This is a genomic window from Streptacidiphilus sp. ASG 303 (assembly GCF_020991365.1).
Taxonomy (GTDB): Bacteria; Actinomycetota; Actinomycetes; order Streptomycetales; family Streptomycetaceae; genus Peterkaempfera.
This window is the reverse complement of the sequence record NZ_JAJLRA010000016.1, coordinates 1-14,356: the sequence shown is the minus strand read 5'-3', so window position 1 is coordinate 14,356 and position 14,356 is coordinate 1. Positions and strand designations below refer to the sequence as shown.

Sequence of the window (14,356 nt, the reverse complement as noted above, 5' to 3'; positions counted from 1 at the left end):
GCGCGACCACAGCAACGGGAGAAACCGCATGGCACAGCAGGCGCGGGCACTGGAGACGAGGCGGCTCATCCTGCAGGGCGCGGCGATGGTCTTCGACGAGATGGGCTACGACGCGGCGTCGATCAAGGAGATCCTGTCCCGGGTCTCGGTGACCAAGGGCGCCCTGTACTTCCACTTCCCGTCCAAGGAGGACCTGGCGCGCGGGGTCCTGGAGGAGCAGACGCTGCACCTGCACGTGCCGTCCCAGGCGTCCAAGCTGCAGGAGGTGGTGGACCTCGCCATGGCCGTCGCCCACGCGCTGCCGAACGACGCGACGCTGCGCGCCGGGAGCCGCCTGGCGATGGAGCGCGGCTCCGTCGACTTCGCGGCGCACAGCCCCTTCCTGGCCTGGGCCAAGGTGTGCGAGGAGCTGCTGGAGCAGGCCAAGCGCGACGGCGAGGTGCTGCCGCACGTCGACTGCCGCGAGACGGCGGAGCTGATCGTCGGGTCCTTCACCGGGATCCAGGCCTTCTCCCAGGTCAGCTCGGGGCTGATGGACCTGGAGAAGCGGGTGTCGGCGATGTGGAAGCACCTCTTGCCGTCCGTCGCCGTCCCGGCCGCGCTGGCCCGGCTGGACACCGGCCCCGACCGGGGTGCGCGACTGCGGCAGTCCGGCACCGACTAGGCCCTGTGCGGCCGTCCCTTGGGGCAGGGGCCGGAGCGCGCGGGTGCGGTCGGCCGCGGGGCGGAGGACCGGCCTCGTCGCGGCCCTGCCCCGCCGGCGCGACCACCCGCCGGCCGGCCGGGCGGACGGCGCTCCGGGCCGGTCCGCCTAACGCGCGCGCTCCGCGGGCCGGCGGGGCGGGTCCGCCGGCCCCCCGGGCCCGCCCTCCCGGGGTCCGGCGCCGGCGGCCGGCGGCCGCGGCGGGGCGGGGGGCACCGTCCGCCCGGAGGGGCGGAAGCGGCCGAGCTGCCCCGCAGGCACGAGGGCGGGCAGCAGGGCGTCCCACATCCCGGCGACGACCGGCGCGGCCAGCCACTCCCGGTCCTGGCGGGAGAGCATCTCGATCCCCGCCGTGGTCGCGGTGAGCATGCGGGCGGCCTGCTCCAGGTCCAGGCCGGGCAGCAGCTCCCCCCGGCGGGCGGACCGGGCGAGCAGGAGCGCCACGGCCCGTCCCCAGCTCGGGTACGGGCTGGGGTGCGGGCCCTCGCCCGGCCGGCGGGCGTCGCAGAGCTGCAGGCCCGCCCGGAACACGACGTCGTGGCGGAACCGGTCGGCCAGGCAGTGGGTCATGTCGATCAGCCCTTGCAGCACCGGCCCCCCGGACGTCCTGGCCGCCCGGACGATGCCCCGCCAGTCCGCGCCCGACTGCGCCGCGACGGCCTCGGCCAGCTTCTCCTTGGAGCTGAAGTGGAAGTACAGGGCCCCTTTCGAGACCTTGGCCGTCTCCACGATGTCGCCCAGGCTGGTCGCCGCGAAGCCCGTCGTGTCGAAGCACACGGCCGCGGCCCGGACGACCAGCTCGCGCGTGCGTTCGGCTCGTTCCTGACGTGGCATGGCTTCCCCCTCGTCGCGGCGGCCCCGGGTGGGCGGCGGTCGGGGACCGTCCGGTTCCGACCGCATCCCGCTTCGGACACCGTCGGACCGTGGAGCCCGCATGTGGCCGGTGAACGACACTCTAACAAACCAACCAAGCGGTATGTTATCTCGTCGTCGGGTGGGCTCCCAAGGGGTCTGCAGCGACTTGACGCAGTATAGAAAACCAACCGTCCGGTACGGTATGGTCGATCGCGTCGACGTTCCGCACCCGGCCTCCGACGCTGCCGCCTGCGGGGGGTGCCGGCGACCGAGGAGAGGGAGGGGATCCATGGAAGGCGTGGAGAGGGATGCCCCGGCGCAGACACGGGGCGACGTCGCGGACGACCTCGTCACCGAGTTCTGCCGGCGGATGCTGGCCTCGCTCAAACGGCGCGACCAGCGGGCCAGGGGGGAGTGGTACGTCTCCGGGTTACTGTCCGTGCCGGGACGCAAGTCCATGCGCGCCCTGGCCGCCGTGGCCGACCACGGCGCCGCCGAGCAGAGCCTGCACCACTTCATCAGCGACTCCTCCTGGGCGTGGGGGCCCGTGCGGCAGGCGCTCGCCCGCCATCTGGACCGGGTGCTGCTCCCGCAGGCATGGGTGGTCGACTCCATGGCCATCCCCAAGGCCGGGGCGCACTCCGTCGGGGTCGAGGAGTCCTTCCGCTCCGACCTCGGCCGGGTCGTCAACAGCCAGCAGGCCTACGGCGTCTCCCTGGCCAACGAGCAGGTGAGCGTGCCCGTCAACTGGGGCCTCAACCTGCCGTCCGAGTGGCTGGAGGACGAGGAGCGGCGGCGGCGGGCCCGGATCCCGGACGGCGTCGCGGCCATGAGCGTGGAGGCGGGCTTCGTCCACACGGTGGCCGAACTCGCCGACGCGGCCTGGGGACTGCGCCGTCGGCCCGTGGTCCTGGACGCCCGCACCCTGGACCCGCCGGCCCTCGTCGAGCAGTTCACGCGCGGGGGCGTCCCGTTCGTCATGCGCGTCGACGGGGCGACCCGCGTGGTCGGCTCCGACCCCGGTCGGTCCGGTCCGGGGGAGCGGCTGTTCCAGGCGCAGCAGTTGGCCGAGCGGGGGAAGAAGCTGTCCAGGCCGGTCTCCTGGGTCGACCCGGAGTACTCGGTCACGCGATCGGTCCTGGTGGGCGGCACCAGAGTGGCCGTGCCGACCGTGCGCACGCCGGGAGCGCCGCCGCTGCCCCGCCGGGCGCTGACGCTCGTCGGCGGCTGGCCGATGCAGAAGGGCCGGCCGCCCGAGCTGTGGCTGTCCAACCTGCCGGACGTGCCCCCGGCCGCGCTGCTCCGGCTGGGGCGGTTGACCCGGCGGGTGAGCAGGGACTTCACGGAGGTCAGCACACGGGTGGGCATCCGGGACTTCGAAGGGCGCTCCTACGCGGGCTGGCACCGCCATGTGACGCTCTGCTCCGTGGCCCACGCGATCCTGGTGCTCTCCTCGGCGCGCCACCGGCGCCTCGGCGCCTCAGAGGAGCTTTCCGCCTGAGACGGCGGGCTCGGCCTCCCGGGCCGCCCGCCGGACCAGTTCGACGCGGGCCGCCCTGCGCATCGCCGCGACCGGCACGTCGGTCAGGCCGGTCAGCAGCTCGACCTGCCGCACCGTCCGGTGCAGCAGCACGGACAGGCCGTCGACCACGGTGCTGCCGGCGAAGCCCGCCGCCTTGGCGAGCCGGGTCGGCCAGGCCGAGCACACCGCGTCGAGGACGGCGGCGCCGGAGTGGGCCACGGCCGGGGCGAGGGGGTCGGCGGCGTTCGCGGGCAGGGTGGAGACCACCACCGAGACGCCCCGGAGCAGTCGGTCCAGCGCGTCGAAGTGGTGCAGGTCGACCGAGACGCCCAGCCGGCCGGCCGCCGCCTCGACCTCTCCGGCGCGACTGCGCTCCCGGACCACGACGACCGGCTCCCTGACACCGAGCTCCCGCAGGGCGGCCAGCGCGGAGCAGGCCGCGGCCCCGCCGCCCAGCACCACGGCGGATCCCGGCGCCCCGAGGCCGGCCTGGTGGAGGGCGGTGGTGATGCCGTGCACGCCGGCGTGGTCGCCGAAGCTCCGGCCGTGCCGGAAGACCACCGTGTCCGCCCCGCCCACGTCCAGGGCCAGGTCCGACACCTCGTCGACCAGCGGCAGGACGGCCCGCTTCAGCGGCACGGCCAGGCACAGCCCGGCCCGGCCGTCGCCGAGCGAGTCGAACAGCGCGGGCAGCGCGGGTTCACCGCACTCGACCGCCTCGCAGTTCCGGTCCAGTCCCATGGCCGCGTAGGCGGCACGGTGCAGCGTGAGGGACAGGGGGCGGCCGATCGGCGATCCGAGGACCGCCGTCCGGCCGCCCCCGCGGCCCCCGGGCGCCGCGCGGCCCGCGGGTGTCTGATCTGCGTGCATGGATCGGGGACGCTCCTTCTGGTGCGGAGGATGGATTCCGGGTATCGGAACAGCCTAGAAGCCGGACCGCCCGGACAGGGCGCCGAGTTGACATAGATCCGCTGCGGATCGGGCTGCGGGCCGTTTCTTCGTCCGCACGCGAACGGCCTCCTGTTTCTCAGCCCCGCAAGGTGACGAAATCGCCGTCGGCCGTTTGCCGCCGAACCGGCCGTCGGGGAAGGGTCGAATTCCGCGGGGCCGCCCGCCGGTGCGCCGGTGCGCCGGTCCCTTCCGGCCCCTGGTGACTGGGAGTTGCGACCGTGGCCGACACCGCCCTCGTCCGCCGCCCGCCCACCGGACACGCGCACACGCCGGCCGGGGCGGCCCCGGGACCGTCCCCGGCAGCGCCGGTGCCGGGCGGGGCGACCGGACGGCGGGCCGCAGCCCGGGCCGTCGGCGGCCGGACCGCGACCGGACGCCCCGCCGGGGAGCCGGGAGCCGGGACGGCGAGGGTGCTCGTCGCGGGCGGCGGCATAGGCGGGCTGGCGACCGCGCTGAGCGTCGCCCGGCGGGGCCGTCGGGTGCTGGTGCTGGAGAGCCGCGGCGACTTCACCGAACTCGGCGCGGGCATCCAGCTGGCGCCCAACGCGTTCCGCGCGCTGGACCGGCTCGGGGTGGGGGACCCCGTCCGGGACCGGGCCGTCCACGTCGACGAGCTCTCCTTCATGGACGGGACCACGGGGGAGCGGGTCACCGGCATGCCGCTCGACGCCGCGTACCGCCGGCGCTTCGGCAACCCCTACGCGGTGGTCCGGCGGGCCGACCTGTACGCGCCGCTGCTGGAGGCGTGCCGGGCCTCGCCCGCCGTCGAACTGCGCACCGGCGCCCGGGTGGACCGCTACACGCAGGACGGCTCGGGGGTGACCGCGCACCTGGCCTCCGGCGGGCAGGTGCACGGCGCGGCGCTGATCGGCGCCGACGGGATCCACTCCGCCGTGCGCCGGCAGCTGGTCGGGGACGGCCGCCCCCGGGTGTCCGGGCACACCATCTACCGCTCGGTCGTCCCCATGGAGCGGGTGCCCGGGGAGCTGCGCTGGAACACGGTGACCCTGTGGGCCGGTCCCGGCTGGCACGTCGTCCACTACCCCGTCGGCAACGGCGGGTTCCTGAACCTGGCCGCCACGCGCGACGACGGCGCGACGGAGGCGGTCACGGGCGTCCCGGTGCCGAGGGAACGGGTGCTCGGGGAGTTCCCGCAGCTGAGCGAGGTCCCGCGCACGCTGCTCGGCCTCGGCGAGGACTGGCGCTCCTGGGTGCTCTGCGACCGCGACCCGGTGGAGCGGTGGACCGACCGGCGGGTGGTCCTCGTCGGGGACGCCGCCCACCCCATGCTGCAGTACGCGGCCCAGGGCGCCTGCCAGGCCCTGGAGGACGCGGTGGTCCTCGGCGAGCTCGTCGACGCCGGGGAGGCGGGGTTCGAGCAGTGCTTCGAGGCGTTCGCCGACGAGCGGCGCGAGCGCACCGGCGCCGCCCAGCTGGTCGCCCGCGAGATGGGCCGCCGGCTCTACCACCCGGCCGGCGAGGCCGCCCGGCGGCGCAACGCCGTGCTGGCCGCGCTGTCCGCACGGGACCTGCGTGAACGGGTCGCGTGGCTGCACGGCGCCGGGGCCGGCGCCCACGGGGCGGCGGGCGAGGGGCCGGACCGGGCCGGCCGGACACGCGCCGGGCGGTTCCACCGGTGAACCACGGCGGCCCGTCGCTTCTTCCGATCAACGCTACCGATCAACGGGACGACCGGCCAGGCTGCTCACCGGGAGCAGCTGCGAGCACTCGCGGGCGGCCTCGAATGCGGCGCGGGCAAAGCCCTTTCCACGCAATGACCCGAGGGGATGCACACCCATGAACATCATCAGCTGGAACGGCACCGAACCGGAGAACCCGCTGGTGCCGGGCGACGCGACCGAACGCGACAGCGTGAAGATCGTGAACGCCCTCTTCACCGGCCTGGTCGAGTACGAACCGAACACGGCCGAACCCCGCACCGCGGTGGCGAAGTCGATCGACTCGGCGGACTCCCGCGTCTACCGGATCACCCTGAACCCGGGGTGGACGTTCCACGACGGGACCCCCGTGACCGCCGCGAGTTTCGTCGACGCCTGGAACTACACCGCCCACGGCCCGAACGGGCTGCAGGGCGCCGAGTACCTGTCCCACATCCAGGGGTACGAGGCGACCCGGAGCGGATCCGCCAACGAGCTGTCGGGCCTGAAGGTGATCGACGACAGCACCTTCGAGGTGACGCTGTCGGCGCCGTTCTCGGCCTTCGTCACCCAGCTCGGCTACGCCGCGTTCTTCCCCCTGCCGCGCAGCTTCTTCGCCGACCGCAAGGCGTTCGAGGCCCACCCGGTCGGCAACGGGCCGTTCGCCTTCGCGTCGCACACCCCCGGCGAGAACATCGTGCTGAGGCGCTACGACGCCTACGCCGGGGCCCGCCGGCCGCACGTGGACGGCGTGGAGTTCCGGTTCTACCGGATGCTCGAGGACGCCTACGCGGACGTGGTGGCGAACCGGCTCGACTACCTCGACTTCGTCCCGGCGGACGCGCTCGACGGCGGCAGGTACAAGGAGGAGCTGGCCGGGCGCTACGTGTCCAAGCCGTACATGGGCGTGCAGTCCCTCTCGTTCCCCCTGTACGACCCGCGCTTCCGCGACCCGCGCCTGCGGCAGGCGATCTCCATGGCCATCGACCGGCAGTACGTGATCGACAAGGCGTTCGACGGCGACAAGATGCTGCCGGACGGGCTGGTGCCGCCGATCGTGCCCGGGTACGGCGGCGACGCCGGCGGCGACCTGTGCACCTACCAGCCGGAGAAGGCGAAGGCGCTGTTCGACGCCTGCGACTTCGAGGGCCCGATCGAGCTGACCTCCAACGACGACTCCGCCAACCAGGTGTGGATCGACGCGGCCTGCACCACGATCACCGCGGCCCTGGGCGTCGAGGCCCGGTACGCGCCGGTCCCGACCTTCGGCGAGTTCCGCAGGCTGGTCAACGAGCAGAAGGTCACCGCCGTCTTCCGCTCCGGCTGGGTCGCGGACTACCCGTCGATCGAGAACTTCCTCAACCCGATCTTCCGCACCGGTGCGGCGGTCAACGGCTCCGGCTACTCCAACCCGGAGGTGGACGCCCTGCTGGCCGAGGCGGACGCGGCGTCCACGGAGAAGGAGGGGTGGGCGCTCTACCAGCAGGCGGAGAAGCTGATCCTGCAGGACATGCCGGCGATCCCGCTGTGGTACCAGAAGGTGGAGTCGGGCTGGTCCACCCGGACCAGGAACGTCACCGTCACCCCGCTGCTGCAGCTGGACCTGTTCGACGTGGTGCTCGAGGACTGACCCGCCGCGCGATCCCCGCCGCCGCGCGCCCGCGACCGGCCCCGGCGGCGGGGCTTCCGCACCCCCGTGGCCGCGCGGCCCCGGCCGGGCCGGTCCGGGGTAGCCTGGACATCACCGAAGGCATTTCGCACGCCGGCATCTGACATCGGCGTCGTCTCCGGCGAACGGCTATCCCGGATCCTGCCCTGCCGGATCCGGAGACGGGTCCCTGACCATGACTGCGACCCTCGACCGTACGGCGACGCCCGAGGCCCCGGAACCCACCGTGCGGCTGTCCCTCGCGCCGGACGGCGTGCGCGCCGGCCGGCTGGACGGTGCCTGGTGGCCCCGTTCGCGCGACCTCCTTCTCGAACTCCCCTTCCTGGCCGCGGAACTGGACAGGCGGTGGGGCCGGGTCACCCGGATCACCGTGAACCCCGCGCAGTGGCCGGCCGTCCCCCGGCGGATCCCGGTCGCCGGGCACACCGTCCGGGCGGGCTGGTTCACCGTCGAGCAGGACGAGCACGTGATCTCGGTGAGCTCGTACACCCTGCACAGGCTGGACCTGCTGGTCGTCCCGCCGCCGACGGACGCCGTCGGCGCCGCCCGGCTGATGTCCCGGGCCGCCGACCCCGCCAACACCCTCACCGCGAGCGCCCTGATCGCCGCGGAAACGGGCGTCGGCGCCGCAGAGCGCGAGGTGCGCACCGGCTTCCTGCCGTCGGCCGCCACGCCCGCCGACAGCCCGGGCGAGGCCGGCAGGCGCGCGGACGTCGCCCGCGTCCGGGCCGCCGCGTGGCCCGTACCCGCTGAGCAGGCAGGCCGGCCGGGGCCGGACGCGTCGCTCGTGTGACCCCTCGGTCCGGGCCTGCGGGCCGCCGACCGGGTGAGGATCCTCCCGGAGCCGGGCCCTGACCGCCGGGGACCGGGGGCGCATGGCGGGGCCGGGGGCCGATGGCCGGTGGGGCATGGCGGGAGGGTGCGCACGGACACGTCCCGCAGGTGGCCGGCCGCCTGCGGCCCGGGCGGACCCCCGCCGCGGGCGGGCGTCCGGGCGGCCCGCCGCTCCTGTGCGACCGCCGTCCTCGGTGCCGCCGGACCCGGCGGCCCTCGGCCCGGTCCCCCGGGGCCGGTCCGCGCCGGAGGCCCGGCCGGGGGGCGCGGCGGCCCGGCGGCCTACTCCTTGGCCTCGTTCTTCTCCTTGATGCGCTGCGCCTCCTTGCGGACCTCCGCCTGGACGGCGCGCTCCTGCCGGAGCCAGTCGGGGCCGGCCTCCTTCAGCGCCTCGATCTGCTCCGTGGTGAGGGCCTCGGTGACCCCGCCGCGGGCGAGGCCCGAGATGGAGACGCCGAGCTTCGCCGCGACGACCTGCCGGGGGTGCGGGCCGTTGCGGCGCAGGTCCACCAGCCACGCGGGGGGATCGGCCTGCAGCGCGTTCAGCTCGTCGCGCGAGACGACGCCCTCCCGGAACTCGGCAGGGGTGGCTTCGAGGTAGACACCCAGCTTCTTCGCCGCGGTCGCGGGCTTCATCGTCTGGGTGGCCTTGGGCTTGTGCGCTGTCATGGTGCCCAGGGTACCGAGCGGCAGGGTGCCCTGGTCACGGCCGGTAGCCTGGGGGGCGTGGCAGACGTGGAAGCAACCCCTTCGTTCCGGCTCGCGTACGTTCCGGGGGCGACGCCCTCCAAGTGGGTGCGCACCTGGAACGACAGACTGCCCGACGTCCCGCTCGCCCTGGTCCCGGTCGCCGCAGGCGAGGCGCAGGAGGCGCTGCTGGGCGGCGGCGCCGACGCCGGGGTCGTGCGGCTCCCGGTCGACCGGACGCGCCTCAGCGCGATCCCCCTCTACACCGAGACCACGGTGGTCGTGGTCCCGAAGGACCACTTGGTGGCCGCGGCCGACGAGGTGGTCCTCGCGGACCTGGCCGACGACATCGTGCTGCACCCCCTGGACGACACCCTCTCCTGGGAGGGCCTGCCCGGACTGCCCGCGCTCGAGCGCCCCGCCACGACGGCGGACGCCGTCGAGCTGGTGGCGGCGGGGATCGGGCTCCTCGTCGTCCCCCAGTCGATCGCCCGCCTGCACCACCGCCGGGACCTCACCTACCGGACCGTCGCGGACGCCCCCCAGTCGCAGGTCGCGCTGTCGTGGCCGGAGGGCGGGACGACCGACCTGGTGGAGGAGTTCATCGGGATCGTCCGCGGCCGGACGGTCAACAGCTCGCGGGGGCGCGCACCGCAGCCCGCACAGCCGAAGCAGAAGCGCGGCGCCGCCCCGGCCGGGACGCGCCAGGGGAGCGCGGCAGGGGGCGGGATCGGCGGGCGCCCGCGCGGCGGCTCCGGCGGCTCGAAGGCCGGCGGTTCCAAGGGCGGCGGCTCCAAGAGCGGCGGTTCCAAGGGCGGCGCCCCCAAGGCCGGCCGGCGGGGCAGGCCCGGACGCCGGTCCTGACCCCGCGCCGGCGGCTCCGCCGGAGCGCGGGCGCACCTCGGCGCCCCCGCACCCCCGCGCGGGTGCTTCCCGCGCGGGGGCGGCGGCCCCGGCCGGTCCGGGCCCCGTGCGGGAGGCGACGCGCCCCGACCGGGGGACGTCCGCGCGGGCGTCCCCGGCCGGCGGGTCAGTCCGCCGTGGCGATCAGCGGCTGGAGCAGGACGTCCGGGTTGCCGCGCTGGAAGGCGCTCAGGTGCCACTTGTCGGCGAACAGGGCGAGCAGCACGTCGTCCGAGCGCCGGGTGAGCACCTCGCCGTCGGTCAGGCGGGCCTTGGCCAGTGCCGCCGCGCCGTCGGCGTCGGTGACCCGGGCCAGGCGGTAGGAGAGGTGGTCGAGGGTGATCGGGGAGGAGAACTCGTGCTCCATCCGGTGCAGGACGACGTCGAACTGCATCGGGCCGACCGCCGCCATCACCGGTGCCTGGTCGCCGCGCCGGTCGGAGACCAGCACCTGGACCACGCCCTCCTCGTCCAGCTGCGAGACGCCCTTGCGGAACTGCTTGGACCGGCTGATGTCCTTCGGCCGGGCCACCGCGAAGTACTCGGGGGCGAAGGCGGGCAGCGGCGGGAACTCCGCCTTCCTCCCGGTGTAGAGGGTGTCGCCGACCCGCAGGGCGCTCGCGTTGATCAGGCCGACCACGTCGCCGGGGTAGGCGGTGTCGACCACGGTGCGCTCGGCGCCGAAGACGGTGTGCGCGTACTTGGTGGCGAAGGAGCGGCCGCTGGCCGCGCGGGTGACGTTCATGCCGCGTTCGAAGACGCCGGAGCAGACCCGGACGAAGGCGATCCGGTCGCGGTGCGCCGGGTCCATGTTCGCCTGGATCTTGAAGACGAGGCCGGAGAAGTCCTCGCCGACGTCGCGGCTGCCGCCCTTGGCCAGCGGGCGGGGCCCGGGGGAGGGGGCCAGGTCGACCACGGCGTCAAGCAGGAGCTTCACGCCGATGTTGGTCAGCGCGGCGCCGAAGAAGACCGGGCTGATCTTGCCGGACTCGAAGGCCTCCTGGTCGTAGCCGGGACCGGAGGAGAGCACCAGCTCCAGCTCCTCCAGCGCGGTCGTCCACGCCTCGCCCTCCTCCTCGGCGGCCTGCTCGGAGGTGAGCTCCTCCTCGAGGGCGGCGTGGGTGCCGGCGGGCACCTTGGTGTAGCGGAGCATCCGGTCGGGGTCCTCGGCCTGGACCAGGCCGCGCAGGTTGCCGGCGACGCCGACCGGCCAGACCACCGGCACGGGGGTGATGCCCAGGTGGGTCTCGATGTCCTCGAGCAGGGTGAGGGCGTCGCGGCCGCGGCGGTCCCACTTGTTGATGAAGGTGATCACCGGGACCCCGCGGTGGCGGCAGACCGCGAAGAGCTTGCGGGTCTGCTCCTCCAGGCCCTTGGCCGCGTCGACCAGCATGATCGCGCAGTCGACGGCCGACAGCACCCGGTAGGTGTCCTCGGAGAAGTCGGCGTGGCCGGGGGTGTCGACCAGGTTCATCACGTGGCCGCGGTGGCCGAACTGCAGGGCGGCCGAGGTCACCGAGATGCCGCGCTCGCGCTCCAGCTCCATCCAGTCGCTGGTCACGCCGCGCCGCCCGCCCTTGGCGTGCACCGCGCCCGCCGAGGTGATCGCCCGCGCGTGGAGCGCGAGCGCCTCGGTGAGCGTGGACTTGCCCGCGTCGGGGTGGCTGATCACGGCGAAGGTCCGGCGGCGGCCGGCCTCGTCGAGGACCTTGAGGACGGGGACGGACTGTTCGCTGCTCACGTGTCTCCTCGGGTGCGGCTGGGCATCAGGCCGGTGATGCCTCTCCGTACCTGTCGGGCCGGGCGTCCGGTCCGCCGGGCCCGAGAGGCGATTCTATTCCGCCCGCCGGCGCAACCCCGAACGGTGCAGCGTGCGGGCACCGGGCCCGCGCCGGCGCCCCGCGCGGCGCCCCGCGCGGCCCGGAGCGGCGCCCGCGCAGCCCGTGGCGGGCCCGGGCGGGCTCAGCCCGGGCCGCCGCCGCCGGGGCGGCGCAGGTGGAGCCAGGCGTCGCGGGCCCGCCGTCCGGCCTCGGTGCGGCTGCGGGCGACGAGTTCGCGCGCCTCCTCGGGCGTCTCCACCATCGGCCCCGACCCGCGCAGCGGCCGCCCGGCGGTCTCGTGCAGGGACAGCGTGGCGGCGAAGCCGACCACGCCCGCGGCCATCAGGTAGTACGCCGGGACCATCCGGTTCCCCGTGGCCTCCACCAGCGCGGAGGTCACCAGCGGGGTCGTGCCGCCGAAGAGGGACACCGACAGGTTGTAGGAGATCGACAGCGCGCCGTACCGGATCCGGGTGGGGAACAGGGCGGGGAGCGTGGAGGCGCTGGCGCCGGCGAAGCACACCAGCAGCAGGCCCAGGACGAGGCACCCCGCCGCGGGCCGCCAGACCCCGCCGCTGCGGATCAGCAGGAACGCCGGCGCCGCCAGCACCACCAGGGCGACGCTGGCGCCCATCAGCACGGGCCGCCGGCCCCAGCGGTCGGAGGAGCGGCCGACCGTCGTGATCGTCAGCGCGACGACGAGCATCGTGCCGAGCACCAGCAGCTGCGCGGTGGTCTCGTCCTGGCCGAGGGTGGCCGTCATGAAGGTGGGCAGGTAGGACGTCACCATGTAGCTGGTGACGTTGTAGAGCAGCACCAGGCCCATGCAGACGAGCAGCGCCTGCCAGTGCCGGGTGAAGATCTCCCGCAGCCGCCCGTGGCCCGACTGGCGCGCCTCCTCGACCGGGTCCCCGCCGCCGGCGGCGACCGCCGCCGCGGTCTCCCGGTGCATCTGCTCCGCCTCCTCCCGGAAGGTCGGGCGTCTCCTCCAGGCGCATGCGCATGTACAGGCCGACCAGGCCGAGCGGCCCGGCGACCAGGAAGGGGATGCGCCAGCCGCCGGACTCCATCGCGTCCGTCCCCAGCACGGCCACGAGGACGGTGACCAGGCCCGAGCCGAAGGAGAAGCCGATGAAGGTGCCGAAGTCCAGCCAGCTGCCGAGGAAGCCGCGCCGCCGGTCCGGCGCGTACTCGGCGATGTAGGTGGTCGCCCCCGCGTACTCGCCGCCGGTGGAGAAGCCCTGGACCAGGCGGCAGGCGAGGAGCAGCAGCGGCGCGGCGACGCCGACGGCGGCGTAGGTGGGCAGCAGGCCGATGGCGAAGGTGCTCGCCGCCATGAGGACCAGCGTGGCGGCCAGCACCCGGCGGCGCCCGATGCGGTCGCCGAGCGGTCCGAAGACCAGTCCGCCGACCGGACGGACGAGGAACGCGGCGGCGAAGGTGCCGAAGCTGGCCACCACCTGCAGGCCCGGGGAGCCGGAGGGGAAGAAGACCTTGCCCAGCGTGGCCGCCAGGTAGGCGTACACGCCGAAGTCGAACCACTCCACGGTGTTGCCGAGGGCGGCGGCGGAGACCGCCCGGCGCAGTTCCGGGCGGTCCACGACGGTGACGTCCTCGATGCCGAGGGGCTCCTTGCGCCTCCGCAGGAGCGTGCGCCGCATGCGGTCGGTGGCGGAGGGCCGTGCGTCGCGCGGCGGCCTGCCGCTCTGGGGACTGGACGTCGGACGGCCCGTGCTCATGTGCCCTGCCCGCGGGTTGGGATCCCTGCCCTCCCGGTGCGGCCGCGGACCCGGCACGGCCGGCCCGCGTGCGAGGCCCGGCCGCGCGGTTCCGGATCCTGCGCCGGGAAAGTGCCTTCCGACCATTTAAGTACAGATATGTACGGGGGTGTGGTCCGGGTGCGGTCACCCGGCGCACCCCGCGGGGTGCCCGCCGCTGGGGCGGTCCGGGCCGACCGGTCGACGAGGACCGCGCCGAGGTCCCGTTCGAGCTGCTTGATCTGGGCGCCGATCCCCGGCTGGCTGACGTGCGCGCGGGCGGCCGCGCGGGTGAAGCCGCCCTCCTCAGCCGCGGCGACGAGGTGCTCCAGCTGCCTGAGCTCCATAACCCGGAATGATCGCAGCGATAGCAAGGATTCGTTGGAGTTGTGGGAAGGCGGCGTCGAGACTGGACGGGACCGAGAGAAGGCCCCACCCGAAGGGAGACCCCGTGCCGCACGAGAAGGCCCGGCAGCCGGAGGACCTCACCCGCCTGTTCGTCGAACGCGCCAACGCCGGCGACGCCGAGGGCATCGCGGCGCTCTACGAGAAGGACGCCGTCATGGCCTACCCGCCGGGCAGTGTCACGGCGGGGCGCGAGGCCATCCGCGGGCTGTGGGAGGCGGTGCTGGCCCACGCGCCGCACTTCGCACCCGAGCCGCCCCTGCCGACCCTGGTCAGCGGGGGGATCGCGCTCACCTCCACCGTCGCCAAGGACGGCACCGGGGCCCGCGTGCAGGTCGTCCGCCGGCAGCCCGACGGCACCTGGCTGCGCCTGCTCGACCAGCCGGAGTTCGCCCCGCCCGCGGACTGACGCCCCGTCCGGCGGGGAGGCCCGGCACCCGCCCGGCCGGGCACGGGTCCGCCCCGGCCGGGGGGGTGCCGGGCCGGGGCGGGAGGGGTGTGGTCGGGGGGGCGGGGCCGGGGGGCCCCCCCCCCCCCCCCCGGCCCGGGCGGGGGGCGGGGGCCGGGGGGGACGGCGCCGCCCGCCCCCGGG

The 14,356-nt window shown here is 75.2% G+C and carries 12 protein-coding genes and 1 pseudogene; 7 read left to right on the top strand and 6 right to left on the bottom strand.

Features of this window, described 5'->3' with window-relative positions; genetic code table 11:
* Positions 1-28: 28 nt before the first annotated feature.
* Positions 29-664 (top strand): ScbR family autoregulator-binding transcription factor, encoded by a 636-nt coding sequence (locus tag LO771_RS19630; protein WP_230654289.1) that lies wholly within the window; start codon positions 29-31, stop codon positions 662-664.
* A gap of 147 nt (positions 665-811) precedes the next feature.
* Here LO771_RS19630 and LO771_RS19625 read toward each other — a convergent pair whose 3' ends face one another.
* Positions 812-1,537, bottom strand: coding sequence for a ScbR family autoregulator-binding transcription factor (locus tag LO771_RS19625; protein ID WP_230654287.1), 726 nt, complete (start codon positions 1,535-1,537; stop codon positions 812-814).
* Between the two features lie 310 nt (positions 1,538-1,847).
* On the opposite strand from LO771_RS19625, the gene LO771_RS19620 reads away from it, so the two are divergent.
* On the top strand, positions 1,848-3,059 hold the full coding sequence (locus LO771_RS19620; RefSeq protein WP_230654285.1) for a transposase: 1,212 nt from the start codon (positions 1,848-1,850) through the stop codon (positions 3,057-3,059).
* On the opposite strand, the gene LO771_RS19615 is transcribed toward LO771_RS19620, so the two are convergent.
* On the bottom strand, positions 3,039-3,950 hold the full coding sequence (locus tag LO771_RS19615) for a shikimate dehydrogenase (RefSeq protein WP_230654283.1): 912 nt from the start codon (positions 3,948-3,950) through the stop codon (positions 3,039-3,041). The two genes, LO771_RS19620 and LO771_RS19615, sit on opposite strands and share 21 nt — an antisense overlap.
* Positions 3,951-4,441: 491 nt before the next feature.
* On the opposite strand from LO771_RS19615, the gene LO771_RS19610 reads away from it, so the two are divergent.
* From LO771_RS19610 to LO771_RS19600, 3 genes are all read left to right on the top strand, one after another.
* A complete protein-coding gene (locus LO771_RS19610; RefSeq protein WP_230654282.1) occupies positions 4,442-5,671 on the top strand; it encodes an FAD-dependent monooxygenase in 1,230 nt (409 codons plus the stop codon).
* A 157-nt stretch (positions 5,672-5,828) separates the two neighbouring features.
* Positions 5,829-7,319 (top strand): ABC transporter substrate-binding protein, encoded by a 1,491-nt coding sequence (locus LO771_RS19605; RefSeq protein ID WP_230654280.1) that lies wholly within the window; start codon positions 5,829-5,831, stop codon positions 7,317-7,319.
* A gap of 214 nt (positions 7,320-7,533) precedes the next feature.
* Complete coding sequence (locus LO771_RS19600) at positions 7,534-8,151, top strand: DUF5994 family protein (protein WP_230654278.1); 618 nt, start codon at positions 7,534-7,536, stop codon at positions 8,149-8,151.
* Between the two features lie 323 nt (positions 8,152-8,474).
* On the opposite strand, the gene LO771_RS19595 is transcribed toward LO771_RS19600, so the two are convergent.
* On the bottom strand, positions 8,475-8,861 hold the full coding sequence (locus tag LO771_RS19595; RefSeq protein WP_230654277.1) for a DUF5997 family protein: 387 nt from the start codon (positions 8,859-8,861) through the stop codon (positions 8,475-8,477).
* Positions 8,862-8,918: 57 nt separating this feature from the next.
* Here LO771_RS19595 and LO771_RS19590 point away from each other — a divergent pair, with 57 nt between their 5' ends.
* A complete protein-coding gene (locus LO771_RS19590) occupies positions 8,919-9,743 on the top strand; it encodes a LysR family substrate-binding domain-containing protein (RefSeq protein WP_230654275.1) in 825 nt (274 codons plus the stop codon).
* A gap of 166 nt (positions 9,744-9,909) precedes the next feature.
* Here the strand turns inward: LO771_RS19590 and LO771_RS19585 are convergent, their stop codons facing one another.
* The 3 genes and pseudogenes from LO771_RS19585 to LO771_RS30785 form a co-directional block, all read right to left on the bottom strand.
* Positions 9,910-11,523: a peptide chain release factor 3 gene (locus LO771_RS19585; protein WP_230654273.1), complete on the bottom strand. Its 1,614-nt coding sequence runs from the start codon at positions 11,521-11,523 to the stop codon at positions 9,910-9,912.
* Between the two features lie 221 nt (positions 11,524-11,744).
* Positions 11,745-13,263, bottom strand: a pseudogene (gene proP, locus LO771_RS19580) (glycine betaine/L-proline transporter ProP).
* A gap of 74 nt (positions 13,264-13,337) precedes the next feature.
* Positions 13,338-13,706 (bottom strand): LysR family transcriptional regulator, encoded by a 369-nt coding sequence (locus tag LO771_RS30785; RefSeq protein WP_255744593.1) that lies wholly within the window; start codon positions 13,704-13,706, stop codon positions 13,338-13,340.
* 104 nt (positions 13,707-13,810) lie between these two features.
* Between LO771_RS30785 and LO771_RS19570 the strand changes: the two genes are divergently transcribed.
* Entirely contained in the window at positions 13,811-14,173 is a 363-nt protein-coding gene (locus tag LO771_RS19570; protein ID WP_230654272.1) for a nuclear transport factor 2 family protein, read from the top strand.
* The last annotated feature ends 183 nt before the right edge of the window (positions 14,174-14,356 follow it).

Bases quoted from the DNA above. Each gene is read 5' to 3' on its own strand.
- LO771_RS19625 (WP_230654287.1), bottom strand. From the start codon at position 1,537: ATGCCACGTCAGGAACGAGCCGAACGCACGCGCGAGCTGGTCGTCCGG.
- LO771_RS19630 (WP_230654289.1), top strand. From the start codon at position 29: ATGGCACAGCAGGCGCGGGCACTGGAGACGAGGCGGCTCATCCTGCAG.
- LO771_RS19620 (WP_230654285.1), top strand. From the start codon at position 1,848: ATGGAAGGCGTGGAGAGGGATGCCCCGGCGCAGACACGGGGCGACGTC.
- LO771_RS19615 (WP_230654283.1), bottom strand. From the start codon at position 3,950: ATGCACGCAGATCAGACACCCGCGGGCCGCGCGGCGCCCGGGGGCCGC.
- LO771_RS19595 (WP_230654277.1), bottom strand. From the start codon at position 8,861: ATGACAGCGCACAAGCCCAAGGCCACCCAGACGATGAAGCCCGCGACC.
- LO771_RS19600 (WP_230654278.1), top strand. From the start codon at position 7,534: ATGACTGCGACCCTCGACCGTACGGCGACGCCCGAGGCCCCGGAACCC.
- LO771_RS30785 (WP_255744593.1), bottom strand. From the start codon at position 13,706: ATGGAGCTCAGGCAGCTGGAGCACCTCGTCGCCGCGGCTGAGGAGGGC.
- LO771_RS19605 (WP_230654280.1), top strand. From the start codon at position 5,829: ATGAACATCATCAGCTGGAACGGCACCGAACCGGAGAACCCGCTGGTG.